This is a genomic window from Syntrophus aciditrophicus SB (genome assembly GCF_000013405.1).
In the GTDB taxonomy this organism is placed as follows: domain Bacteria; phylum Desulfobacterota; class Syntrophia; order Syntrophales; family Syntrophaceae; genus Syntrophus; species Syntrophus aciditrophicus.
This window is the reverse complement of sequence record NC_007759.1, coordinates 326,248-346,173: the sequence shown is the minus strand read 5'-3', so window position 1 is coordinate 346,173 and position 19,926 is coordinate 326,248. Positions and strand designations below refer to the sequence as shown.

Genomic DNA, 19,926 nt, shown 5'->3' with positions numbered 1-19,926 from the left:
CCTGTGTATATTCCGCACTTTGATTCAGAAAATCTATTGCGTCATCTAAATTGTCGATGCTATTATAAAATTACGTTATAAAGCTTATAAAGAGTCAGGAAGACGCATCATTGCAGGCTGGTGCGGAACGTCTCCGGTTACAGTCAAAATCTATATTTTATCAAGGAGGGATCTATGCGCGTTGAGGAGATTCGTGGGATAGAGGTCGCTGTGGTGGAGAAGTTGAATGCCCTTGGCATCAAAACAGCGGAGGATTTGCTGACAGCCGGTAAAACCCCGGCTGAGCGCAAAGATCTGGCAGCCAAAATCGGCGTCGATCCGAAGGTCGTGCTCGGAATGGTGAACCGTGCCGATCTGGCTCGTGTCAAGGGCATCGGAGAGGTTTACAGCAATCTGCTGGAAAAGGCAGGGGTGGACACTGTAGTCGAACTGGCAAAGCGCGTGCCGTCCAATCTGCACGCCAAACTGGCTGAGCAGGCGAAAGAGGGCGATGCAACACGAACCCCCACCCTCGCCCAGGTCGAGGACTGGGTCAAGCAGGCAAAGGAACTGGGACGGGCAATCGAATACTGAGCAAAGGACGGAAAACGTTCAGGATTGATTGTTGTTCAGGACATCCGAAGCCTCGCGAGACTTCGGATGTCCTGTTTCAGAAACGGGGCGCATCTGCCATAAGCAGGTTTTTTATGTATGCTGAAGGATTTGCACCGTCTGTGAAATACCGGAAAGATTCATTTATTCAGGAATCCCTTCTTTGTTCGGCTCAAAGCAATCCCCTGACAGAAAGGAAAGCCTGTCCGGAGCCTCTCCGCTTCCATAACTCATCGAGCCCCCCCCATGGGACAAGTGGGGCATGGTCAATTCCTTTAACGCCTGTGAATGTTCCCCGCTTTTCACCTTATGGCGGAAATGGCAGGAGAGCCGCATCCGGCACGGCCAGTTTGAACTAATTCTGAAGGGACCCCCCTGCAAGGCCGTCCGCCCGGATCGTCATCTTTCACTATGTTGGCCGACGCCGCAAACGGCAAAGCAAAATGATTGACAGGTCAGGGAAAAAAGGATAGCGTAACGGCTCGCGGCAGGGTTAACCTGCCGGATATTGTTGAGAAAGAGGTGTTTTCCCGACGAAAAGATGGATCAAGATCGCCGCAACCGGACTGGGAGCCGGTTACGCCCCCTTTGCACCGGGAACTGTGGGAACGATCGTGGGCATTCCCCTTTACCTGGCCCTTTCGTCCTTATCCAGGCCGTTTCATCTTCTTGCCATTCTGGTGTTGACGGGTCTGGCCATCTGGATTTCCCAGAAGGCGGAAGTCCTCTTTCAGAAAAAGGATTCTCCTCGAATCGTCATCGATGAGATTATCGGTCTCCAGTACACCCTGGCGCTGGCCGCGCCGACCCTTCTGCATGTGATCAGCGGATTTCTGCTCTTTCGATTTTTCGATATCGTCAAAGTCTTCCCGGCACGAACCGCTCAGGACAGATTGCCCGGCGGTTACGGCGTTGTGGCGGATGATGTGGTTGCGGGGATTTACGGCGCTGCCCTGCTCCGGCTGTTGACGGGGTTATGGGGATGACGGCCCAGGAAAATATTTAAACGAAGCCTCTATTTAACTGAGCATGGTGGGGAAATAAAATGCGGATTGGCATTTTGACTATCGGCAACGAATTGATCACCGGCAGAATAAAAGACGCCAATGCTTCCTATATCGCCCGGGAAATGAACATCCAGGGCTGGCGGGTCCCGATCCTGATGTCCGTGGATGACGACGAAGCAGCCATCAAAACCGCGCTGGACCATATCCTCGGCATGGCGGATGCCGTCATTGTGACGGGCGGCCTGGGGCCGACGGCAGATGACAAGACCACGGCGGCCGTTGCCAGGGCATACGGACTGAAGCTGTACAGAGATGAAGCCGTCCTCCGGCGGATCCGGGGAATTTTTGAACGGTACGGCTTCCACTGGGCCCCCGGCAACGACAAACAGGCGGACTTTCCTGAAGGGGCGGAACTCATCGCCAATCCGGTGGGAACGGCCTGGGGATTTTCCCTGAACGTTCAGGGAAAGCTTATCGCCGTGCTCCCTGGTGTACCGGGAGAGTTGAGACGGATGCTGCCTGAAGGCGTGCTGCCGATTCTCCGCCGGATGTTTCCGGCAGCCGTTTCGGCCGTGGCCACCCGGACCTTTAAACTCACCGGCATTTCGGAAGCCGAAGTGGATTCGAAACTCGCCGATGCCGATCTGGAGGGTCAGGGGGTGGAGGTCGGTTTCTATCCCGATTTCCCGGAACTCCGTCTGGTGCTAACGGTAAGGAAGAAAACGGAGGCCGAGGCGCAGTCGATCCTGAAAAATGCCGAAGCACAGGCGGTGCAGCGACTGGAGCGCCAGATCTTCGCCTGCGACGACGAAACCCTGGAAGGCGCCGTGGCGGCCCTGCTGACCGAAAGAAAACTGACTCTGGCCGTGGCGGAATCATGTACGGGAGGCCTCATCACAGACCGTCTGACGGACATCTCCGGAAGTTCGGTCTTTCTGGAGCGGGGTGCGGTCACCTACAGCAACCTCGCCAAGACGGAACTGCTCGGCGTCCCGGAATCAATCCTCGGGGAGCATGGCGCCGTCAGCGAACCCACCGCCAGACTGATGGCGGAGGGCGTTCGCAGACTGGGGCACACTGATCTCGGCCTGGCCACGACAGGCATTGCCGGGCCGACCGGGGGAACCGAGCAGAAGCCTTTGGGAACAGTGTTTATAGCCCTGGCGGATGGCCGGGAAACCCTTTGCCGGCACTATCACTTCCGCTGGGGGGATCGGCGGCGGGTCAAGGTCGCGACGTCTCAGGCGGCACTGATGATGCTGAAACGGTATCTTGCAGCCGGAAGCGCTCCGAAGAAATAAAACCTTTGCAGCCGGAAAAGAAACGGGAAAGAGGGAAACCGCCGACTCCGCACAGGAGAGGAGACAGAAGCAGTGACCGAATTTGAGCCCATCCGGGCCTTTCTGGCCATTGAACCGCCGGAGGCCGTGCGGCAGGCCATGGCCGCCGTGCAGAACCGGTTGAAATATTGCATGAGCGGCGCCATCAGTTGGGTCCGTCCGGAAGGCATCCATCTGACTCTGAAATTTTTCGGCAACATCGCCGAAACGGATGTCGACCGGATCAGCGCCGCCGTCGGACCCGTCGCGTCCCGCTTTGCACCCTTGGATCTGCAGGTGCGGCAGGTCGGGCTGTTTCCGGATTTCCGACGCCCGCGCGTTGTCTGGATGGGTCTGGAGGGGGACATCAGTGCGCTGAAAGCCTTGCAGCAAGAGGTCGATAAGCAACTGGCGCGCTACGGATTCCACCGCGAGGATCGTGACTTCCGCGCCCATCTGACGCTGGCTCGGATCAAATCCAGCCGGGGGTTATCCGGCCTTGACCGGGTGATGAAAAAAAGCGATGGATATGAAGCGGGCCGTTTCCGGGCTGCAGGACTGACACTTTTCCGCAGTGATCTGACGCCTCAGGGGGCCATTTACAGCAAGCTGGCCGGCTACCCCTTCCAAAGCGGCGAATAAGCTGGTCAGAAAACTGAAAATCAATATGACTCCAATTCCGTATCACAGCGCATTCTGCGTTGGCATTTTTACCGGCTCCTCGAAGTAGAGACTGGACCGCCTGCGTCGCTTTCTTCTCGACGACTCGATATCTCCTCGAATCCGGAATTGGAATGACATGCAAAATTTCGCGTGAAGAGCGATTTCCAATATCACGTTATTATGATCGGAGGGCATTATGGGAACAGATGGAGACAGGGCAAAGGCGGTGGATCTGGCAATAAGTCAGATCGAAAGGCAGTTCGGAAAGGGGTCTATCATGCGCCTGGGGGCGAAAGAGCGGATCGAGGACATTGCGGTCATTCCGACCGGAGCACTCAGTCTGGATATCGCGCTGGGCATCGGCGGCGTCCCCCGGGGACGCATCATCGAAATTTTCGGTCCTGAATCCGGGGGAAAGACGACCCTGGCCCTGCATATTATTGCGGAAGCACAGAAGCGGAACGGACTGGCGGCCTTCATCGATGCCGAACACGCCCTGGATGTTTCCTACGCCCGAAAAATCGGCGTCAACACCGACGATCTGCTGATTTCCCAGCCGGATACCGGGGAGCAGGCCCTGGAGATCGCGGAAACCCTGGTTCGCAGCGGAGCCCTGGATATCCTCGTTGTGGATTCCGTGGCCGCCCTGGTCCCCAAGGCGGAAATCGAAGGGGAAATGGGCGATGCCCAGATGGGGCTGCAGGCCAGACTGATGTCCCAGGCCCTGCGGAAACTCACCGGCAGCATCAGCAAATCCAACACGACGGTTATCTTCATCAACCAGCTGCGAATGAAGATCGGCGTATTCTTCGGCAACCCGGAAACGACGACCGGCGGCAACGCCCTGAAATTCTACGCTTCCATGCGCCTCGACATCCGCAAGTCCGGTTCCATCAAATCGGGGCAGGATGTCATCGGCATGCGGACCAAGGTGAAGGTCGTGAAAAACAAGGTCGCGCCGCCCTTCCGGGAGACGGAATTCGACATCCTCTTCGGCGAGGGGATTTCCAAGGCCGGGGATATTCTCGATCTGGCCGCGGAAAGCGGGATCGTGGAAAAGAGCGGCGCCTGGTACTCCTACGGGGGAGAGCGGATCGGCCAGGGCCGGGACAACACCAGGAACTTTTTAAAGGAGCATCCCGATATTCTGGTCCGGATCGAGGAACAGGTGCGAAGCGAACACGGTCTGAAGCCCCGGTTGCAGGAACAGGAAGAACCTGCTAAATGACCCCCGCTGGAGGACCGGAAGAAGACCCAAGGGAAAAAGCCCGGCAGAAGGCCTGGCGTCTGCTGCAGATTCGGCCTCACAGCGAAAGGGAGCTCTGGAGAAAGCTCCGGGAGCGGGGATTTCATTCCGACGTTCTGGAGGACGTCTTTGCGGAACTGAAACGCTGCCGCTACCTGGATGATCCCGCCTATGCCCTGCAGAAGGCGCGGCATCTCGCCATGGACCGGTTGCTCGGTGACCGGAGGATCGTCTGCACCCTCCGGGAAAAGGGACTCGATGCCGGCCTGATCGCCAAGGCCATTGCGGAGATCCGTGAAACTTTTCCCGAAACCGAGGCCCTGCGGCGGTTGATCCGCAGGAAGATTCAAAACGGCACGTTTGCCGACCCGGACGATCGGATGATGCAGAAAATGATTCGAAGCCTGTGGGGAAGAGGTTTTTCCACGGGTCTCATATTTGAGATTTTAAAGCGTATGAAAGAGGAGGAAGATTTGAATGATCAAAGCGGGGTCTGAGATCAGGGAAAGTTTCTTAAGATTTTTTGAAGGAAAGGGTCACACGCGGGTAAGCAGTTCATCCCTGATCCCCAAGGACGATCCGACACTCCTTTTTACCAATGCGGGAATGGTTCAATTCAAAAACGCCTTCCTCGGCCTTGAAGACCGGGGCTATAGCCGGGCTGCCTCCTGTCAGAAGTGTGTCCGGGCCGGGGGCAAGCACAACGATCTGGAAAATGTCGGCTTCACCGCCCGTCACCACACCTTTTTTGAAATGCTGGGGAATTTTTCCTTCGGCGATTACTTCAAGAGGGAGGCCATTGCCTGGGCCTGGGAATATCTGACGGAAGTAATTCAGCTTCCAAAAGAACGGCTCTGGGTGACCGTGTTCCAGGATGACGACGAGGCTTACCGGATCTGGCTTGAGGAGATGCGCATCCCGGCGGATCGTATCGTCCGGCTGGGTGAAAAGAGCAACTTCTGGATGATGGGGGAGACCGGCCCCTGCGGCCCCTGCTCGGAAATCATCTACGACCAGGGCGAAGGAACCGGGTGTGGTCGTCCGGACTGCCATATTGAATGCGGCTGCGACCGCTATCTGGAAATCTGGAACCTGGTTTTTACCCAGTTTGACCGGGATGAGGCAGGCATATTGACTCCGCTCCCCAAGCCGAACATCGATACGGGCATGGGACTGGAGCGTCTTGCCGCCGTTGCCCAGGGGGTGAAGAGCAACTATGACACGGATCTGTTCGCGCCTCTTCTCGCGGCCATCAGTCGGACGACGGGCAAGCCCTACGGAAAAAACGAGGAGGACGATGTGTCTCTCCGCGTCATCGCCGACCATGCCCGGTCGGTCGCTTTTCTGATCGGTGACGGCATCCTGCCCTCCAACGAAGGGCGGGGTTACGTCCTGAGGAGAATCCTGCGGCGGGCGGCACGGCACGGCAAACTGCTGGGACTGAACCAGCCCTTCCTCCACGAGCTGACACCGGTGGTCATCGAGGCGATGAAAGAGACCTATCCGGATCTTCTTGACAAGAAATCCTACATCACCAAGGTCATCCTCAACGAGGAACAGCGTTTCATGGAGACTCTCGATGCCGGACTGAAAATTCTTCAGGAAGAAGTCTCCCGACTGAAGAAGGCCGGCACGACCACCATCCCCGGAGACGTTGTCTTTCGTCTCTATGATACCTTTGGTTTTCCGACGGATCTCACGGCCGATATCGTCCGCCGGGACAACCTGACCATCGACGAAGACGGCTTTCAGCGCGCCATGGAGGTTCAGCGGGAAAAAGCCAGGGAATCCTGGAAAGGCAGCGGCGAAGAGGCGATTTCCGCCCTTTACCAGAAGCTCTCCACGCAGGGGATCTCCACCGTCTTTGTTGGCCATGAAGGCGTTTGCAACGCTCAGTCGCAGATCACGGCCCTGCTGCAGAAAGAAGAACTGGTGGATTCGCTTGCAGAAGGCGAAGAAGGCGAGCTCATAGTCGCCGAAACCCCCTTCTACGGAGAGATCGGCGGACAGATCGGAGATACGGGCACGATCGAGGGAGAGGATTTTGTCTTCGAAGTCCTGGATACGCGGCGTCCCCTGGACAATCTCATTTCCCATGTCGGCAGGGTCATAAAAGGGCGGGGCCGGAAAGGAGACTCCGTCAATCTCATCGTCGCCGAGGACAAGCGCCGGGCCACGGAAGCCAATCACTCCGCAACCCACCTGCTGCAGGCAGCCATGAAAACGGTCATGGGAAATCACATCAAACAGTCCGGTTCGCTGGTCACCGCTGAAAGGCTGCGATTTGACTTCACCCATTTCTCGAAGATTGAAGAAAATGAACTGGAACAGATCGAAAACCTCGCCAACGCCGTGATCCGTCGGAATCTGCCCGTTGTGACCCGGGTGCTGCCTCTCGAAGAAGCGATGAAAACCGGGGCTACAGCAGTTTTTGACGAAAAATACGGCGAAAAGGTAAGGGTCGTCCGGATGGGTGACTTCAGCATGGAACTTTGCGGAGGGACACACATCCAGCGAACAGGCGACATAGGATTCATCAAGATCATTCACGAATCGGCCATAGCTGCCGGAGTGCGGCGCATTGAAGCCGTCACCGGCCGGGAAGCGGTCAATCATGCCCGCCGGGTGGAAAATGAACTGAAGAAGGCCGCCAAACTCCTTAAAGTCTCACCATTCGACCTTGGGGAGCGTGTGGAAAAACTGATCAAAACTCAGAAAGACCAGGAAAAAGAAATCGAGACGCTCAAAGGTCGACTCGCTGCTAAAGACTCAGCTGATCTTCTCAGCCAGGCCAGGGAAATCAGAGGCATCCGGGTGCTTACCGCCGCAGTGAACGCGCCGGACGCCAAGACGCTCCGGGATTTCGGGGATAAGCTGAGGGATCGACTTCAGTCCGGCATCATTCTGATCGGAAGCAAGGCGGAGGGCAAGGCCATGCTGCTTTGTCTGGTCACAAAAGATCTCACGGACCGGTATTCCGCCGGCAGCATCATTCGGGAGATCGCCCCTGTGGTCGGCGGCAAGGGCGGCGGCCGTCCGGATATGGCTCAGGCCGGCGGCCCTGAACCGGAAAATCTGGAACGGGCTTTAAAGCATCTGGAAGAAATGATTTAGAATCGAGCTTGTGAAGGTCGTCGTCAGGAGATCTCCCCCCAACTCACGTTCAAGGAACTGCCCGAATAGTCCAGGCAAAGACCTGACCATTCGGGCAGAAAAAACAGAAGGTTTATTTTTTTGCTTTTTCTTCGACTTTTGCTGCGGTTTCCTTTACTGCGCCTGCCGTGCTTTCAACACCTTTCTTTACAGTTTCTTTTGCTTTTTCAGCACCTTCTCCAACTTTCTCTCCGGCTTTCTCTACGGCCTCTTTGGTTGCTTCCGCGCCTTCTTCAATTTTCTTGCCCGCTTCCTCAACAGCACCCTTCGTTGCCTCAACGGCTTTGTCAGCCTTCTTGCCCGCTTCCTCCATAGGGCCTTCCTGCTTCTGACAGCCGGAGACGCCAATCACAAACACCAGAACGACCATTAACGAAAAAATACCTTTTAACAGCGCCGCAATTGATTTTCTCATGCTCCTCTCCCTCCTTGAATTCTAAGATTGACTTACGGGCAAACATACAGGCCGACGCTCAAAAAGTCAAGCAATGAAGGCGCTCGGCCCGGTCCCAGATATTTCGGATTATCTCAATATTGCTCTCGTTTTCTCGGTTTCATGATACCTTCCAGGTCGTACCGGTCGGAGTATCTTTCAAGACGATGCCTTTTTCCGTAAGAAGCTGACGGATTTCGTCAGCCTTATGCCAATCCTTGTCGTTTCTTGCCGCCCATCGATCGGCGATCAGCAGTTCAATCTCGGCAGGCTCAAGCCCCCGTTTCCGGATTTCCCGTTCACGATCCTGCAAAAAATAGACATCTGGATTTTCCTGAAAAAGGCCCAATACGTATCCGAGATCCTTGATACTCTTTCCGGCCAGCGCCAGGACTTTCCACCCCTCTTTCGATTTGGCCATTTTCGCGTCACGAATAAATCCATTGATCTGTCTGGCGGCATCAAAGAGGTAACCGATCGCCCGGGCTGTATTCAAATCATCATCCATGGCCTCGACGAAACGGTCAGGCAATCCCTGAACATGGGCATACAGTTCCGCTGTTTTCCCCGTCAGGGTTTCGGGAGAAATCGGAGACGCCTCTTCCTCCGCCACTGCCAGAACTTCCTGGATGGCCTTTAGCGTGCCATAGAACCGATCCATCCCCTGCCGCGCTTCCGACAGCGATTCCTCGGAGAAATCCACGGCGCTGCGATAGTGACTCTGCAGCATGAACAGACGGATGACCTCGGCATGATAACGGGTCAGCATTTCCTGGATGGTAAAGACGTTGCCCAGCGATTTGGACATCTTCTCGCTGTTGATTTTCACAAAGCCGTTGTGAATCCAAATATTGGCCAGCGGCTTACCTGTTACACCCTCGGATTGGGCAATTTCATTTTCATGGTGAGGAAAAACCAGATCCTCGCCGCCACCATGGATGTCAAAGGTATCGCCGAGGTATTTCTGGCTCATCACGGAACACTCAATGTGCCAGCCCGGCCGCCCTGGCCCCCAGGGGCTGTCCCAGGCCGGTTCATTTGGTTTACTGGCCTTCCAGAGGGCAAAATCCATGGGATTGTTCTTATGTTCATTGACATCGATCCGGGCGCCGGCCATCATATCTTCAAGTTTTCGGCCGGAGAGTTTTCCATAACCCGGAAACCGCTCCACGGCATAATAGACATTCCCGTCTACAGCATAGGCCAGACCACGTTTCTGGAGCTTGCTGATGAGCTCGATCATTTCCCCGATATGCTCCGTGGCCCGGGGAGTAACCGTCGGCCGGAGAACCCCCAGACGGTCCATGTCTTTATCATGCGAGGCAATATAACGGTTGGCGATCTCCGAAATGCTCACCCCTTCCGCATTGGCACGGGCGATGATTTTATCGTCGACATCGGTAAAATTCTTTATGTAGGTGACTTCATACCCCCTGTATTCCAAGTACCTTTTGAGAACATCAAACACAACGGCTGACCGGGCATGCCCGACATGGCATACGTCATATACGGTAATGCCGCATACATAAAGCCCGACCCGGCCCTCTCGGATAGGAGTAAAGACTTCCTTCTTATTATTCAGGGTGTTGTATAATTTTAAAGACATAGGATCCCTCCTCGAAAAAAAACGCGACAGGAGATCATTCCGCATGCAGTTGCCGACTGACAGCGGTCTTGCTGTCCGGCGACCTTCAATCTGATGACCAGAAAGAGTTTTCTCCCCTCTTTTAAAAAGACATGCCGGACACGGAAAAGTTTCAGGGAAACAGGGCAATCATCTCGAGCCCCTCGTGCTCCGGGAATCCGCAGAAAATGTTCATATTCTGGATCGCCTGACCGGCTGCGCCCTTAACCAGATTATCAATGGCCGAAACAACAATCAACCGTTGAGTGCGCGCATCCACCGCTACGCCGATATCACAGTAATTGGACCCTCGAACAAAGGCCACATTCGGGAAACTTCCCGGCTGGCAAATCCGGACAAATCTTTCTCCCTCATAATAATTCCGGTATAGTTCCGTCACTTCTTTGCCTGTGATATCCCGGGTCAATGTCGCGTAAATGGTGCTTAGAATCCCCCGATCGAGCGGAAGCAGGTGGGGTGTGAAGGAAACTCTTATTTCCTGGCCGGCAAGACGACTCAATTCCTGTTCAATCTCAGGAGTATGACGGTGGTTGCAAACTTTATAGGCTTTGAATCCTTCATTGACTTCACAGAAAAGAGACCCCACTGCGGGTTCACGACCAGCGCCGCTGGTGCCGGATTTGGAATCCACAATCACCGAGGTCGTGTCAATCAGTCCGTTTTTGAGAGCAGGTGCGCTTCCCAGAATAATGCTGGTTGGATAACATCCGGGATTCGCCACAAACCGGGTTTTCGCCACTTCCTCCCGGTAGAGCTCAGGAATACCGTAAACGGTTTGCGGAACAAGCTGGGAGGAGACATGCCTTCCGTACCAGGATTCATAAACATCGACATCCCGTAACCGGAAATCCGCGCTGAGATCGATTACTTTCTTCCCGCTTTCCCAGAATATTGGGGCCACCTTCATGGATTCGCTGTGGGGCAACGCCAGAAAAATCACATCGGCCTCCCGGGCAACTTCATGGGGAGCGGCATTCATAAATGCCAATGACGTTAACCCCGCAAACACAGGATAGACGTCGGCGATGGGAAGACCGGCATATCGCCTCGAGGTGATCGCGACCACCTCTACGCCGGAATGGCGAAGAAGCAACCTGAGGCATTCCTGCCCCGTATAACCACTGGCCCCGTAGATTCCAACTTTTATCATATAACCCTCACTTTGATTCTGGTTACTCATCCTGATGCCGAAACGGTTCATCCATAGCCGTTTGCCGGTTTTCGGCCAAAAACACCGGCATCATTGCCGCTTCTCCGCCCCGGATGTTTCTCGGCATCATCTCTCTTGACAGATTGACACGCTTTTGAAAGCAGCCGGAAAGTCTCCATTTATTATTTAATTACTCGTACTATTCGGCACGAAATCGGTAAAACTACGAGGAAAGACAGGCATTGGAAAGGTAATGGATATCACAAAAAAAGGGGGCCATCGCCCCCTTTAAAAATTCTTAACGCTTCGAGAACTGGAAGCGTTTTCGTGCGCCGGGCTGACCGTACTTTTTCCGTTCCTTCGCACGGGGATCCCGTGTCAGGAAGCCTTCTTTTTTCATTACGGAACGCAGTTCCGCGTCATATTCCTGAAGGGCTCGTGCAATGGCGTGCTTCACGGCGCCGGCCTGACCGGAAATTCCCCCACCAGACACATTAACATAACAGTCAAAGTGATTTTGTTTTCCTACAACCTCAAAAGGTTGCCGAATAAGCATTTTCAGGCTTTCTCGCGGAAAATAGTCATCAAAGTCCCTTTTATTGACTGTCAGCACTCCGTTGCCTTCCTTCATATAGACTCTGGCAACGGCACTTTTCCTTCGCCCCGTCGCATAAAAGCGTTTTTCTAACATATTTTTCTCCAAATCGGCTAATTTACAATTTTAAGAATCTGATGCAGAAACCATCCATCTCATTTTACAGTGGAAGCACTTTGGGACACTGCGCCTCGTGGCGATGATCGTTTCCGGCATAAACCTTCAACTTCCTCAACATCCGCCTTCCCAGAGAATTCTTGGGAAGCATTCCCTTGACTGCCAGCCACAGAACATCAGTCGGCTTTTCCTGCATCATCTTACCAGCCGTTTTCTCTTTCAATCCGCCGGGATAACCGGAATGGTGGTAATAGATTTTGTCCCTCAGTTTCTTACCGGTCAGCACCATCTTCTCTGCATTGACGACCACAATAAAATCACCGGTATCCACATGGGGAGTATACTCTGGTTTATGCTTACCCCGCAACCTCCGGGCGATTTCACTGGCCATCCTTCCCAGCACCTGCCCTTCGGCGTCAATCAGATACCACTCCCGCGCTACTTCCGATTCTTTCGCTTGATATGTCTTCATAAAAACACCAGTCCTTGAAAATTCAAAGGCACTACCTATGCAATTTCAGGATGTTTGTCAAGAGAAAAACCGGATCCGTTCATAATTTCTATGAACAGGGCTGGAATTCCATTCTGCGAACGGCACTTTTCTATGCCCGTTCCGGTCTCCTTAATGTTCATCCCCTCCTATATTCCCATTCCATAAAGTGAAAAGGACACCACGAAACGCCGGTCGTTGTCCCCGTCGGAATAGCCGAAATCAACGCCCCAGCACTGCCTGTGATATTTCAGCAAATAAGTTCTTTCCAGATTTTTTTCTTCCAGTTCATTCCTCCTCAATATGAACAGGGCATCCAGTTGGCTGGTCAACTTCGCATTCAAATTGAGATTGATTTCCTCTATCGAATCCTGCGTATAACGATACTGCAGGGTAGCCGAATCTCCCCGCCAGTCTCTCAGGACAAGATCATAATTGGTTTGCAGCCAGTCACCGCTGTTTACATCCAGTTTGTTGCGGGCTGCGAAGGAGAGATAGGAAAAGGGATCGATAAAGAGTTCCATATTGAGATCCCTGAAGGGTTCGCTGTCAGGTTCATCAGCCTGAACGGATCTCCGCGCCTCGCGAATATCATAGGTCTGAAACAATTTAAACCGCACAATTTCCCGGTAACTGCTTGAACCGTCCTTTTCCCGCATTTTCGCCGTCAAGGTATTGGTCAGGGCATAGGTCAGACTATTGGTTTCATCAATCGGGGTCACGTAATCCGGGATATCGTCCTGACTGGGATCAGGAATATAAGTGTAGGTCAACTCCGGCTTGATCACGTGCCTGATTTTGTCGAACTGCTTTCCCCCGATGGCATAAATCCGGTGAAATTCCGTATTCAGGACAGCGCTCGCCGTATAAACCTGCCGGTCTCCGCGATGGCTTACCCCGGGCATCGTCCCTGACTCGTCGTCATCACGATCCCATATAGTCTCCCGGACACTGAATTCCGGGACAAAACGGGCATAGTGTCCCAAGCGGACAGGGAGTGAGACAAGGGGCTGAATGTCATACATGTGGCCTTTCTGCCCTTCATTTCGATAGAAATAATCATAGGTCCCATTGATCATTCCATGAAGCGGCGTTCCCAGAAGAGGTCTTTTTACTGTAAAAAGAGATATTTCCGGATATTTCTGCAATGTCTGGTCATTCGATGGACTTGTGAAATCATCCGTATAGCGCGCCAGGGCTGTGATATTGTAAAGTTCCGCATCCTTGACCAGCCTCACTGTGGAATCCAGAGAGTTCAGAGACTCGTCGGCCTGAAAAGAGATCCGCTTGAAGCGCTGCGTCGGGTCCGTGGAATAATGGTCCCGATAGTAATTCTTGGAGGAAAAGTCCTTGAAATACCAGCTATCGGAAACTTTATAGATATCACTGCGCAGGTAAAACCCAGAGCTGAACGTGGTCTCGTGGTTCAGATAGAATGAACCCCGCTGCCGATCGGATTGCCAGTCCCTGCTGATGGCGCCTAAAGTCTCCGTCACGTTTTTGTTATCGTTGAGGTAGTCCGCATAAAATGTTCCATAGGAATCCGGACTGATAAAATAACGGATCTCCAGGCCTTCCATGAACCCCCGTTCTTCCATGTAACGCGAGTAAAAGGTTGCGTCAAGGTTCGGGGAGATGGCCCAGAAGAAAGGGAGTTCAATATCCACCCCATGCTTATCCCGTGAATAGGCCAGGGTGGGAAGCAGAAAACCGGATTGCCGGGTCGTTTTGGCTGGAAAAATCAGATAGGGTGTATAAAAAACCGGAAAATTTCGAATATTGAATTTGCCATGTTTCACCGTCCCGTAACCGTCGATGGTCACATCCAGTTCCTTTCCGGAAAAGCTCCAGTCCGGAATTGCCCCATCGCAGGTTGTGGCCGTGGCATCAAAAACCCGGTAGCGCGCCTCCCCCTCCTTTTCGATACGGCTGCCCTTCAAATACACGTGGTTCCGCACCATGAAAATCCGGGCGTTTTCAGCGGCACCGCTTTTTGTCTCGATATTGAATGTGAGGATATCCCCTTCAAGTATATCCCCGCCACTTTTCAATGAGACATGCCCTTCAGCCAGAGCTTCATTGGTCGACTTGTTCAACGCGACACTGTCCGCCGTGAGAACCCCTTCGGAAAACCTGATGATCACGTTTCCCCGGGCATGATACGTATCGGTGTCCTTTACATAATCCAGTGTATCCGCTTCAATGTCGACAGGCCCCTGGATCTTTCGGGGTTCTGCCGTAAGGGCGTCGGCAGGGAATAAAAGAACAACAAAAAAAAACATAACGATATAAGAGATCCAGCTTCTCGGTCCTTCAGGGCGAAGGATGGACTTTATCCCCACTTCCTCGTATAATGAATTTTTTCGGTTCATCATCACCTCTGGCAACAATCCAATTTCAGCTTGCAACAGCGGGAGAAATGCCGTGCTTGCATGCAGCATGAAGATTTTCTGCATACCTTTTTTTTATTTCACCGACAAGATAAAGCGAACCGGTAATACAGATCATATCATTTTTACCGGTAAGGCATAATGCCCGCTGCAACGCTTCACAGCTGTCTTCTATCGCTTCGGCAGAGCGGTCATAGTGTCTTGCCGCCCTGATCAGATCGGCCACATCGACCGCACGCTCCGTCTTTGGTTTTGTGAAAATGACATGATCGAAAAACGGCAGTAATTTTTTTAGCATAAGGCGATAGTTCTTGTCGCCGAGCGCTCCGAATATAAGGAGCCGATGGTCATCCGCATTCCGATTTCGAAGCGCCTGACAGAGGACATTGGCAGCCGCCGGATTATGGGCGCCGTCGACAAGCACGGTGGGCGTATTCTGGAGTATTTCAAGCCGACCATCCCAGCTTGCGCAGGCCACACCACTGAGCATGGCCTGCCGATTGACACGAATCCCTTTTGTGGTAACGACCTCGGCCGCTGCTAGTGCCAGTGCGGCATTCTTTATCTGATGCGCCCCTGACAACGTACACTTGAGATCGTCCAGCTTGATCGCGATCCCCTGATAGGAAAAAGTGCCATCGCCTTTCACTCTGACGCGGATATCTTTCCCGAGGCGATACAGGGTCGCTTCTTTCTGTCGACATGTTTCTGACAGAAGGTCAAGAACGGCTTTCTGGGTAACAGCGGTAACACAGACGCTATTCTCTTTGATAATTCCCGCTTTTTCGGCAGCAATGTCTCTTAAATGACGTCCCAGATATTCCTGGTGTTCCAGATGAACGTTCGAGATGACGGAGACCAGGGGCGTTACAACGTTGGTCGCATCAAGACGTCCCCCCATGCCCACTTCCAGAACCGCAATATCAACCTTCTCCTGATAAAAATAAAGATATGCCGACGCTGTCAGAACCTCAAAATAGGTCAGCGGCTCCTCAAGACTGCTTTGGATCATCCCGAAGCAGTCTTGCATTCGTTCCTCAGATATTAAGGAACCATTAATACGGATTCGTTCGCAAATGCTCGTCAAATGTGGTGAAGTATAAAGTCCGACTTTATAGCCGCTTTCCTTGAGGATGCAAGATAGAATGGCCGCTGTGGATCCCTTGCCGTTGGTTCCTCCAATTAGAACCGCGGGATACTTGAGTTGGGGATTCTCCATTCTTTCAAGAAGATGCCTGATTGGGTCAAGACCGAGACGAATGATATTGCAGTTTAAATCTAATAAACGTTGTGGATCTTCTTTTTGAACATTTTCCATTGTACAATTTATAATTACTTCACAAACGATATTCTTCGCAGAACCTTCAGGCCGACTCCCTGAAATTCCGTAATCGATCCCGTCCAAGACTGCCTGAGGTCGAAAAATCTTAAGAGAAGGACATCATCCTGCTAAATACGGACAGTCTGACCGTCCTCCAAAATGTGGAGCCTGTTCTGATTCATGGCTGCAACCTGGCGAGTTATTAATTTCGAATAAAAATCCTTCATATGATAGAGATAGATATCCAGATTTTTATTATTGAGTTTAAACAACTCCTTCATCAGCATGGCAGGAGTTAAATGACCGGTCATTTCGGCAATATGATTCATTTCATCGGGAAGAGATGTTTCCACAAAGATGGCTTTCAAATCTTCTATCGAGTTCGCAACTTTCCATATCTCTTCTGTCGGCCCTGTGTCTCCGATAAAGATCATGGATCCCTGGCCTGTTTCTATTACATAAGAAACGGTTTCCACCGTATGGTTTACAGATATGGCTGTGACCGCGAAGGAGCCTATATTTCTTTTCCCGCCGACCTCAAGAATTTCATACCTCAACACAGGATTTTCCGCATTCGGCAAGGAAGAAAAATCCGGCCAGATCAGCCCATTGAACAGATGGGTCTTTAAAGCATGGATGACCGGCTCTATGCTGACGATTGTCAGAGGATTGGACTTCTGTAGGTACCACAGATTATCCACCATGAACATCATTTCCTTGACATGATCCAAATGAGCGTGTGTGACAAAAATATAATCAACTTTTACCTGTTCCTCCGCAGTCAGCGTTGAAGTTATTGAACCGGCATCAATCAGCACATTTTCTTCCACCAGGAAACTCGTTGTATTACAACCGGGAACCTGTGATCCATGACAGCCCAGTATGCGAATATTCATCCAATCTGGCCCTTTCTCTTCTTCTCTGTTTTATCGCCGGGATTTTTCTTTGACAGCACGATCCGGGCGCTTTGTTGCACGCCAACATCCATCGGCAGAAAAAGGATTCTTTAACTATTTTATTATCAATGAATAGTTGAAAAGAATCGGGTCACAAAAGCGAACAAGGAAATATCCTGTTAACCTGTGGCCAACTGAGATGATAAAATCTTCGTTTTCCTGTATAATTCAAAACAAAAAAGCCACGGATCTTTCTTTTTAAAATAAAATCAATCCATGGCTTGTTTAGCTGATCAGCTTTTCAGTGTTTATTCGGGAGTAACCTTAAATACCTCATCGCCCGGACGAACGCGACCGGATACCTTGATACCAATGAAATCCCCCGCAACTGCTTTTTCTACTTTACTGTTGTTTACTTCTATGGACTCGATGGTATCCGAAAAATCCGTAGTATGACCTGTATATTTTACAGTATCGCCTACACTAAGTTGCCCCTGAATGATTTTAACGGCCGCGACACTTGGTTTCGCAAAAAACTTGATGACCTCACCAATCTTTTCTTCTGCCATAACGAACCTCCTCTATCAGCACATCTAAAAAGTAAGCTTTATTTCCCTTTAAACCTTACTGATACGCGCTGTGTCTTCGTTTAACAAAAGAGAAACAAAACATATTAAATTCAAACCCTGACTTAGGCAAATTATCCCAATACTTCCCAGTTTTTCTTCTTATTTCGACTGTGTCCCGCTGATGTCTCTAACACACTCAATGATTGAAATCGGCGCACTATCCCCTTCGCGATAACCAGCTTTAATGATCCGGGTATAACCTCCTGGTCGATCCCGATACCGTTCAGCCAACTCATTGAATATTTTCGTCACCACAGCACGATCTCTTACGACTGCAAGCGCTTGTCTCCTCGCATGCACATCGCCTCTCTTTCCTAAGGTTATCATTTTCTCAGCAAGCTTTCTCAGTTCTTTTGCCCTTGTATCTGTAGTTTTCACAGATTCATACCTTAAAAAGGAGGTTACCATATTTCTCAGCATGGCAGTTCTGTGGCTTGACGTTCTACCTAATTTTCTTCCTGTTTTCCCGTGACGCATAGAATCAAAACCCTTTCCAAGTAATGTTCATCCTTCTTCCTGGATTTCGCCCATTTCCTCCCTGACGTCTTTATTCCAAGGCGTAAACTCAAGTTTCATGCCGAAGGTCAAACCATATTCCGCTAGTATTTCCTTTATTTCACTCAATGACTTTCTGCCAAAATTCTTTGTTTTCAACATCTCGGCTTCGCTTTTCTGAACAAGCTCACCAATCAGGTTGATCCCGGCATTTTTCAGACAGTTGGCAGATCTAACCGACAATTCCAAGTCCTCCACATGCCTTAAAAGGATATCATTCAGATTTTCCTTCTCGCTTACCGCTTCTCCTTCTTCCTCTTCTTCTACTTCTTCCGTACCGATGACCGTATGCAATCCCACGAAAACCTGTAACTGCTTTTTTAATATTTTTGCAGCAAATGCAACAGCATCTTCTGGCAATACATTCCCGTCTGTCCACACTTCAAGTGAAAGCTTATCATAATCGGCTATCTGCCCAACGCGTGCATGCGTTACGGTATAATTCACTTTTTTAATGGGTGAATACAAGGCATCGATATTGATCGTGCCTTCCGGCTGGTCAACGTCTTTCTCCTTCTTTGCCTGCACATAGCCCCTGCCGCTGTTAACGACCATTTCCATTCGAAACGGCATATCTCCAGAAAGCGAGGCAATATAATGATCCTCATTTAGTACTTCAACCGTTCCATCCGTTATGATATCAGCGGCAGTTATGACACCTTCTTTCTTCGTGTCAATACGGATAACTCTTGGACCATCACTGAGAAGCTTCAGCCTCACCCCTTTAAGATTGAGGATAATATCTGTAATGTCTTCTTTTACTCCCGGAACAGTCGAAAATTCATGAAGAACATTATCAATCTTTACCGACACAATGGCTGCCCCCTGAATGGAAGAAAGCAGAACTCTTCTCAATGCATTGCCGAGGGTGATACCAAAGCCTCTTTCGAGAGGTTGACAAACAAATTCCCCATAAAATCTCGTATGAGTGCTCTCGTCAATTTCTATTCTTCTGGGCCTGATTAAACTGCACCAATTTCTGACCATTATTTAATTCCCTACCCTTCAGTTCTTAACAACTGATTCCTCATTCAGAATAAGCATCATGTTATTTTGAATAAAGCTCGACGACTAACTGCTCTTGAATTGGCATAGTTAATTCTTCACGGGTGGGAAGCATTTTTACCTTGCCCTTGAAATTCTCCTGTTCCAGCTCAAGCCATTGCGGAATTCCACGCCTCACAATGGTTTCCATTGCCTCGATAATTTTGTTGTTCTTCCTGCCTTCTTCTGTAACTTCAATGAAATCACCGATATTGACCAGAAATGAAGGGATGTTTACTTTACGTCCATTGACCAGGAAATGATTGTGTCTGACCAATTGTCTGGCTTCATTTCTTGAATTGGCGAAACCAAGGCGGTATACCATGTTGTCCAGCCTTCGTTCAAGATAGAGCAACAGATTTGTACCTGTGATACCTTTCTTCTTATCGGCCTTTTCGAAATATCCCCTGAACTGCTTTTCCAGGAGCCCATACATCCGTTTCAGTTTTTGCTTTTCTCTTAACTGCACACCGTAATCTGATGGCTGCTTCCTTCTGAGCTGTCCGTGTTCCCCCGGTGCATAACCCCTCCGTTCGAATGCACATTTCTCTCCATAGCAGCGGTCTCCTTTAAGAAACAACTTCAAGCCTTCTCTGCGGCAAAGCCTGCATGCGGATTCCTTATATCTTGCCAAGAATGCCTCCCTTTTTAATCCCGTCTGTATTATTTAATCTTTTTAATT

The 19,926-nt window shown here is 51.1% G+C and carries 18 protein-coding genes and 1 pseudogene; 7 read left to right on the top strand and 12 right to left on the bottom strand.

Annotated elements, in window-relative coordinates; translation table 11 throughout:
* Positions 1 to 174 precede the first annotated feature (174 nt).
* The 7 genes from SYN_RS01680 to alaS all read left to right on the top strand — a co-directional run bounded on the left by SYN_RS01680 (position 175) and on the right by alaS (position 7,940).
* A complete protein-coding gene (locus SYN_RS01680; protein WP_041584599.1) occupies positions 175 to 573 on the top strand; it encodes a DUF4332 domain-containing protein in 399 nt (132 codons plus the stop codon).
* Between the two features lie 563 nt (positions 574 to 1,136).
* Complete coding sequence (locus SYN_RS01675) at positions 1,137 to 1,577, top strand: phosphatidylglycerophosphatase A family protein (RefSeq protein ID WP_041584598.1); 441 nt, start codon at positions 1,137 to 1,139, stop codon at positions 1,575 to 1,577.
* A 59-nt stretch (positions 1,578 to 1,636) separates the two neighbouring features.
* Positions 1,637 to 2,899 (top strand): competence/damage-inducible protein A, encoded by a 1,263-nt coding sequence (locus tag SYN_RS01670; protein WP_011416257.1) that lies wholly within the window; start codon positions 1,637 to 1,639, stop codon positions 2,897 to 2,899.
* Between the two features lie 72 nt (positions 2,900 to 2,971).
* Positions 2,972 to 3,559, top strand: a complete 588-nt coding sequence (gene thpR, locus SYN_RS01665) for an RNA 2',3'-cyclic phosphodiesterase (RefSeq protein WP_011416256.1) — start codon at positions 2,972 to 2,974, stop codon at positions 3,557 to 3,559.
* A gap of 217 nt (positions 3,560 to 3,776) precedes the next feature.
* Positions 3,777 to 4,808 (top strand): recombinase RecA, encoded by a 1,032-nt coding sequence (gene recA / locus SYN_RS01660; RefSeq protein ID WP_011416255.1) that lies wholly within the window; start codon positions 3,777 to 3,779, stop codon positions 4,806 to 4,808.
* A complete protein-coding gene (locus SYN_RS01655) occupies positions 4,805 to 5,323 on the top strand; it encodes a regulatory protein RecX (protein WP_011416254.1) in 519 nt (172 codons plus the stop codon). The genes recA and SYN_RS01655 overlap by 4 nt, the downstream gene beginning before the upstream one ends.
* Positions 5,304 to 7,940, top strand: a complete 2,637-nt coding sequence (gene alaS / locus SYN_RS01650; protein WP_011416253.1) for an alanine--tRNA ligase — start codon at positions 5,304 to 5,306, stop codon at positions 7,938 to 7,940. Before SYN_RS01655 ends, alaS begins: the two co-directional genes overlap by 20 nt.
* A gap of 112 nt (positions 7,941 to 8,052) precedes the next feature.
* Here the strand turns inward: alaS and SYN_RS01645 are convergent, their stop codons facing one another.
* The 12 genes and pseudogenes from SYN_RS01645 to rpsD form a co-directional block, all read right to left on the bottom strand.
* The gene (locus SYN_RS01645) at positions 8,053 to 8,394 is read right to left on the bottom strand and encodes a hypothetical protein (RefSeq protein WP_011416252.1); all 342 of its coding nucleotides are present in this window, start codon (positions 8,392 to 8,394) and stop codon (positions 8,053 to 8,055) included.
* Between the two features lie 139 nt (positions 8,395 to 8,533).
* Entirely contained in the window at positions 8,534 to 10,018 is a 1,485-nt protein-coding gene (cysS, locus tag SYN_RS01640; protein WP_041584597.1) for a cysteine--tRNA ligase, read from the bottom strand.
* 151 nt (positions 10,019 to 10,169) lie between these two features.
* On the bottom strand, positions 10,170 to 11,207 hold the full coding sequence (gene argC / locus SYN_RS01635) for an N-acetyl-gamma-glutamyl-phosphate reductase (protein WP_011416250.1): 1,038 nt from the start codon (positions 11,205 to 11,207) through the stop codon (positions 10,170 to 10,172).
* A gap of 298 nt (positions 11,208 to 11,505) precedes the next feature.
* Positions 11,506 to 11,898 carry a 30S ribosomal protein S9 gene (gene rpsI, locus SYN_RS01630; RefSeq protein WP_041584596.1) on the bottom strand — a complete coding sequence of 131 codons (393 nt, stop codon included), beginning with the start codon at positions 11,896 to 11,898 and terminating at the stop codon, positions 11,506 to 11,508.
* A gap of 64 nt (positions 11,899 to 11,962) precedes the next feature.
* Positions 11,963 to 12,391, bottom strand: coding sequence for a 50S ribosomal protein L13 (rplM, locus tag SYN_RS01625; RefSeq protein ID WP_011416248.1), 429 nt, complete (start codon positions 12,389 to 12,391; stop codon positions 11,963 to 11,965).
* A 167-nt stretch (positions 12,392 to 12,558) separates the two neighbouring features.
* Complete coding sequence (lptD, locus tag SYN_RS01620) at positions 12,559 to 14,691, bottom strand: LPS-assembly protein LptD (RefSeq protein WP_158302888.1); 2,133 nt, start codon at positions 14,689 to 14,691, stop codon at positions 12,559 to 12,561.
* 115 nt (positions 14,692 to 14,806) lie between these two features.
* The gene (locus tag SYN_RS01615) at positions 14,807 to 16,117 is read right to left on the bottom strand and encodes a bifunctional folylpolyglutamate synthase/dihydrofolate synthase (RefSeq protein ID WP_041584594.1); all 1,311 of its coding nucleotides are present in this window, start codon (positions 16,115 to 16,117) and stop codon (positions 14,807 to 14,809) included.
* A 131-nt stretch (positions 16,118 to 16,248) separates the two neighbouring features.
* On the bottom strand, positions 16,249 to 17,016 hold the full coding sequence (locus SYN_RS01610; protein WP_011416244.1) for a 3',5'-cyclic-nucleotide phosphodiesterase: 768 nt from the start codon (positions 17,014 to 17,016) through the stop codon (positions 16,249 to 16,251).
* A 308-nt stretch (positions 17,017 to 17,324) separates the two neighbouring features.
* Positions 17,325 to 17,585, bottom strand: a complete 261-nt coding sequence (locus SYN_RS01605) for an EF-Tu/IF-2/RF-3 family GTPase (protein ID WP_041584593.1) — start codon at positions 17,583 to 17,585, stop codon at positions 17,325 to 17,327.
* A 183-nt stretch (positions 17,586 to 17,768) separates the two neighbouring features.
* Positions 17,769 to 18,122: pseudogene (rplQ, locus tag SYN_RS01600) on the bottom strand (50S ribosomal protein L17); the annotation flags it as partial.
* Between the two features lie 27 nt (positions 18,123 to 18,149).
* Complete coding sequence (locus tag SYN_RS01595; protein WP_011416241.1) at positions 18,150 to 19,187, bottom strand: DNA-directed RNA polymerase subunit alpha; 1,038 nt, start codon at positions 19,185 to 19,187, stop codon at positions 18,150 to 18,152.
* 61 nt (positions 19,188 to 19,248) lie between these two features.
* Positions 19,249 to 19,878: a 30S ribosomal protein S4 gene (gene rpsD, locus SYN_RS01590; protein ID WP_011416240.1), complete on the bottom strand. Its 630-nt coding sequence runs from the start codon at positions 19,876 to 19,878 to the stop codon at positions 19,249 to 19,251.
* Positions 19,879 to 19,926: the final 48 nt, after the last annotated feature.

What these genes read in the sequence shown, in the direction of transcription:
- rplM (WP_011416248.1), bottom strand. Translation starts at nt 12,391, where the DNA reads ATGAAGACATATCAAGCGAAAGAATCGGAAGTAGCGCGGGAGTGGTAT.
- cysS (WP_041584597.1), bottom strand. Translation starts at nt 10,018, where the DNA reads ATGTCTTTAAAATTATACAACACCCTGAATAATAAGAAGGAAGTCTTT.
- argC (WP_011416250.1), bottom strand. Translation starts at nt 11,207, where the DNA reads ATGATAAAAGTTGGAATCTACGGGGCCAGTGGTTATACGGGGCAGGAA.
- SYN_RS01655 (WP_011416254.1), top strand. Translation starts at nt 4,805, where the DNA reads ATGACCCCCGCTGGAGGACCGGAAGAAGACCCAAGGGAAAAAGCCCGG.
- lptD (WP_158302888.1), bottom strand. Translation starts at nt 14,691, where the DNA reads ATGTTTTTTTTTGTTGTTCTTTTATTCCCTGCCGACGCCCTTACGGCA.
- recA (WP_011416255.1), top strand. Translation starts at nt 3,777, where the DNA reads ATGGGAACAGATGGAGACAGGGCAAAGGCGGTGGATCTGGCAATAAGT.
- SYN_RS01680 (WP_041584599.1), top strand. Translation starts at nt 175, where the DNA reads ATGCGCGTTGAGGAGATTCGTGGGATAGAGGTCGCTGTGGTGGAGAAG.
- SYN_RS01595 (WP_011416241.1), bottom strand. Translation starts at nt 19,187, where the DNA reads ATGGTCAGAAATTGGTGCAGTTTAATCAGGCCCAGAAGAATAGAAATT.
- alaS (WP_011416253.1), top strand. Translation starts at nt 5,304, where the DNA reads ATGATCAAAGCGGGGTCTGAGATCAGGGAAAGTTTCTTAAGATTTTTT.
- SYN_RS01615 (WP_041584594.1), bottom strand. Translation starts at nt 16,117, where the DNA reads ATGGAAAATGTTCAAAAAGAAGATCCACAACGTTTATTAGATTTAAAC.
- SYN_RS01610 (WP_011416244.1), bottom strand. Translation starts at nt 17,016, where the DNA reads ATGAATATTCGCATACTGGGCTGTCATGGATCACAGGTTCCCGGTTGT.
- SYN_RS01645 (WP_011416252.1), bottom strand. Translation starts at nt 8,394, where the DNA reads ATGAGAAAATCAATTGCGGCGCTGTTAAAAGGTATTTTTTCGTTAATG.
- rpsI (WP_041584596.1), bottom strand. Translation starts at nt 11,898, where the DNA reads ATGTTAGAAAAACGCTTTTATGCGACGGGGCGAAGGAAAAGTGCCGTT.
- SYN_RS01670 (WP_011416257.1), top strand. Translation starts at nt 1,637, where the DNA reads ATGCGGATTGGCATTTTGACTATCGGCAACGAATTGATCACCGGCAGA.
- SYN_RS01605 (WP_041584593.1), bottom strand. Translation starts at nt 17,585, where the DNA reads ATGGCAGAAGAAAAGATTGGTGAGGTCATCAAGTTTTTTGCGAAACCA.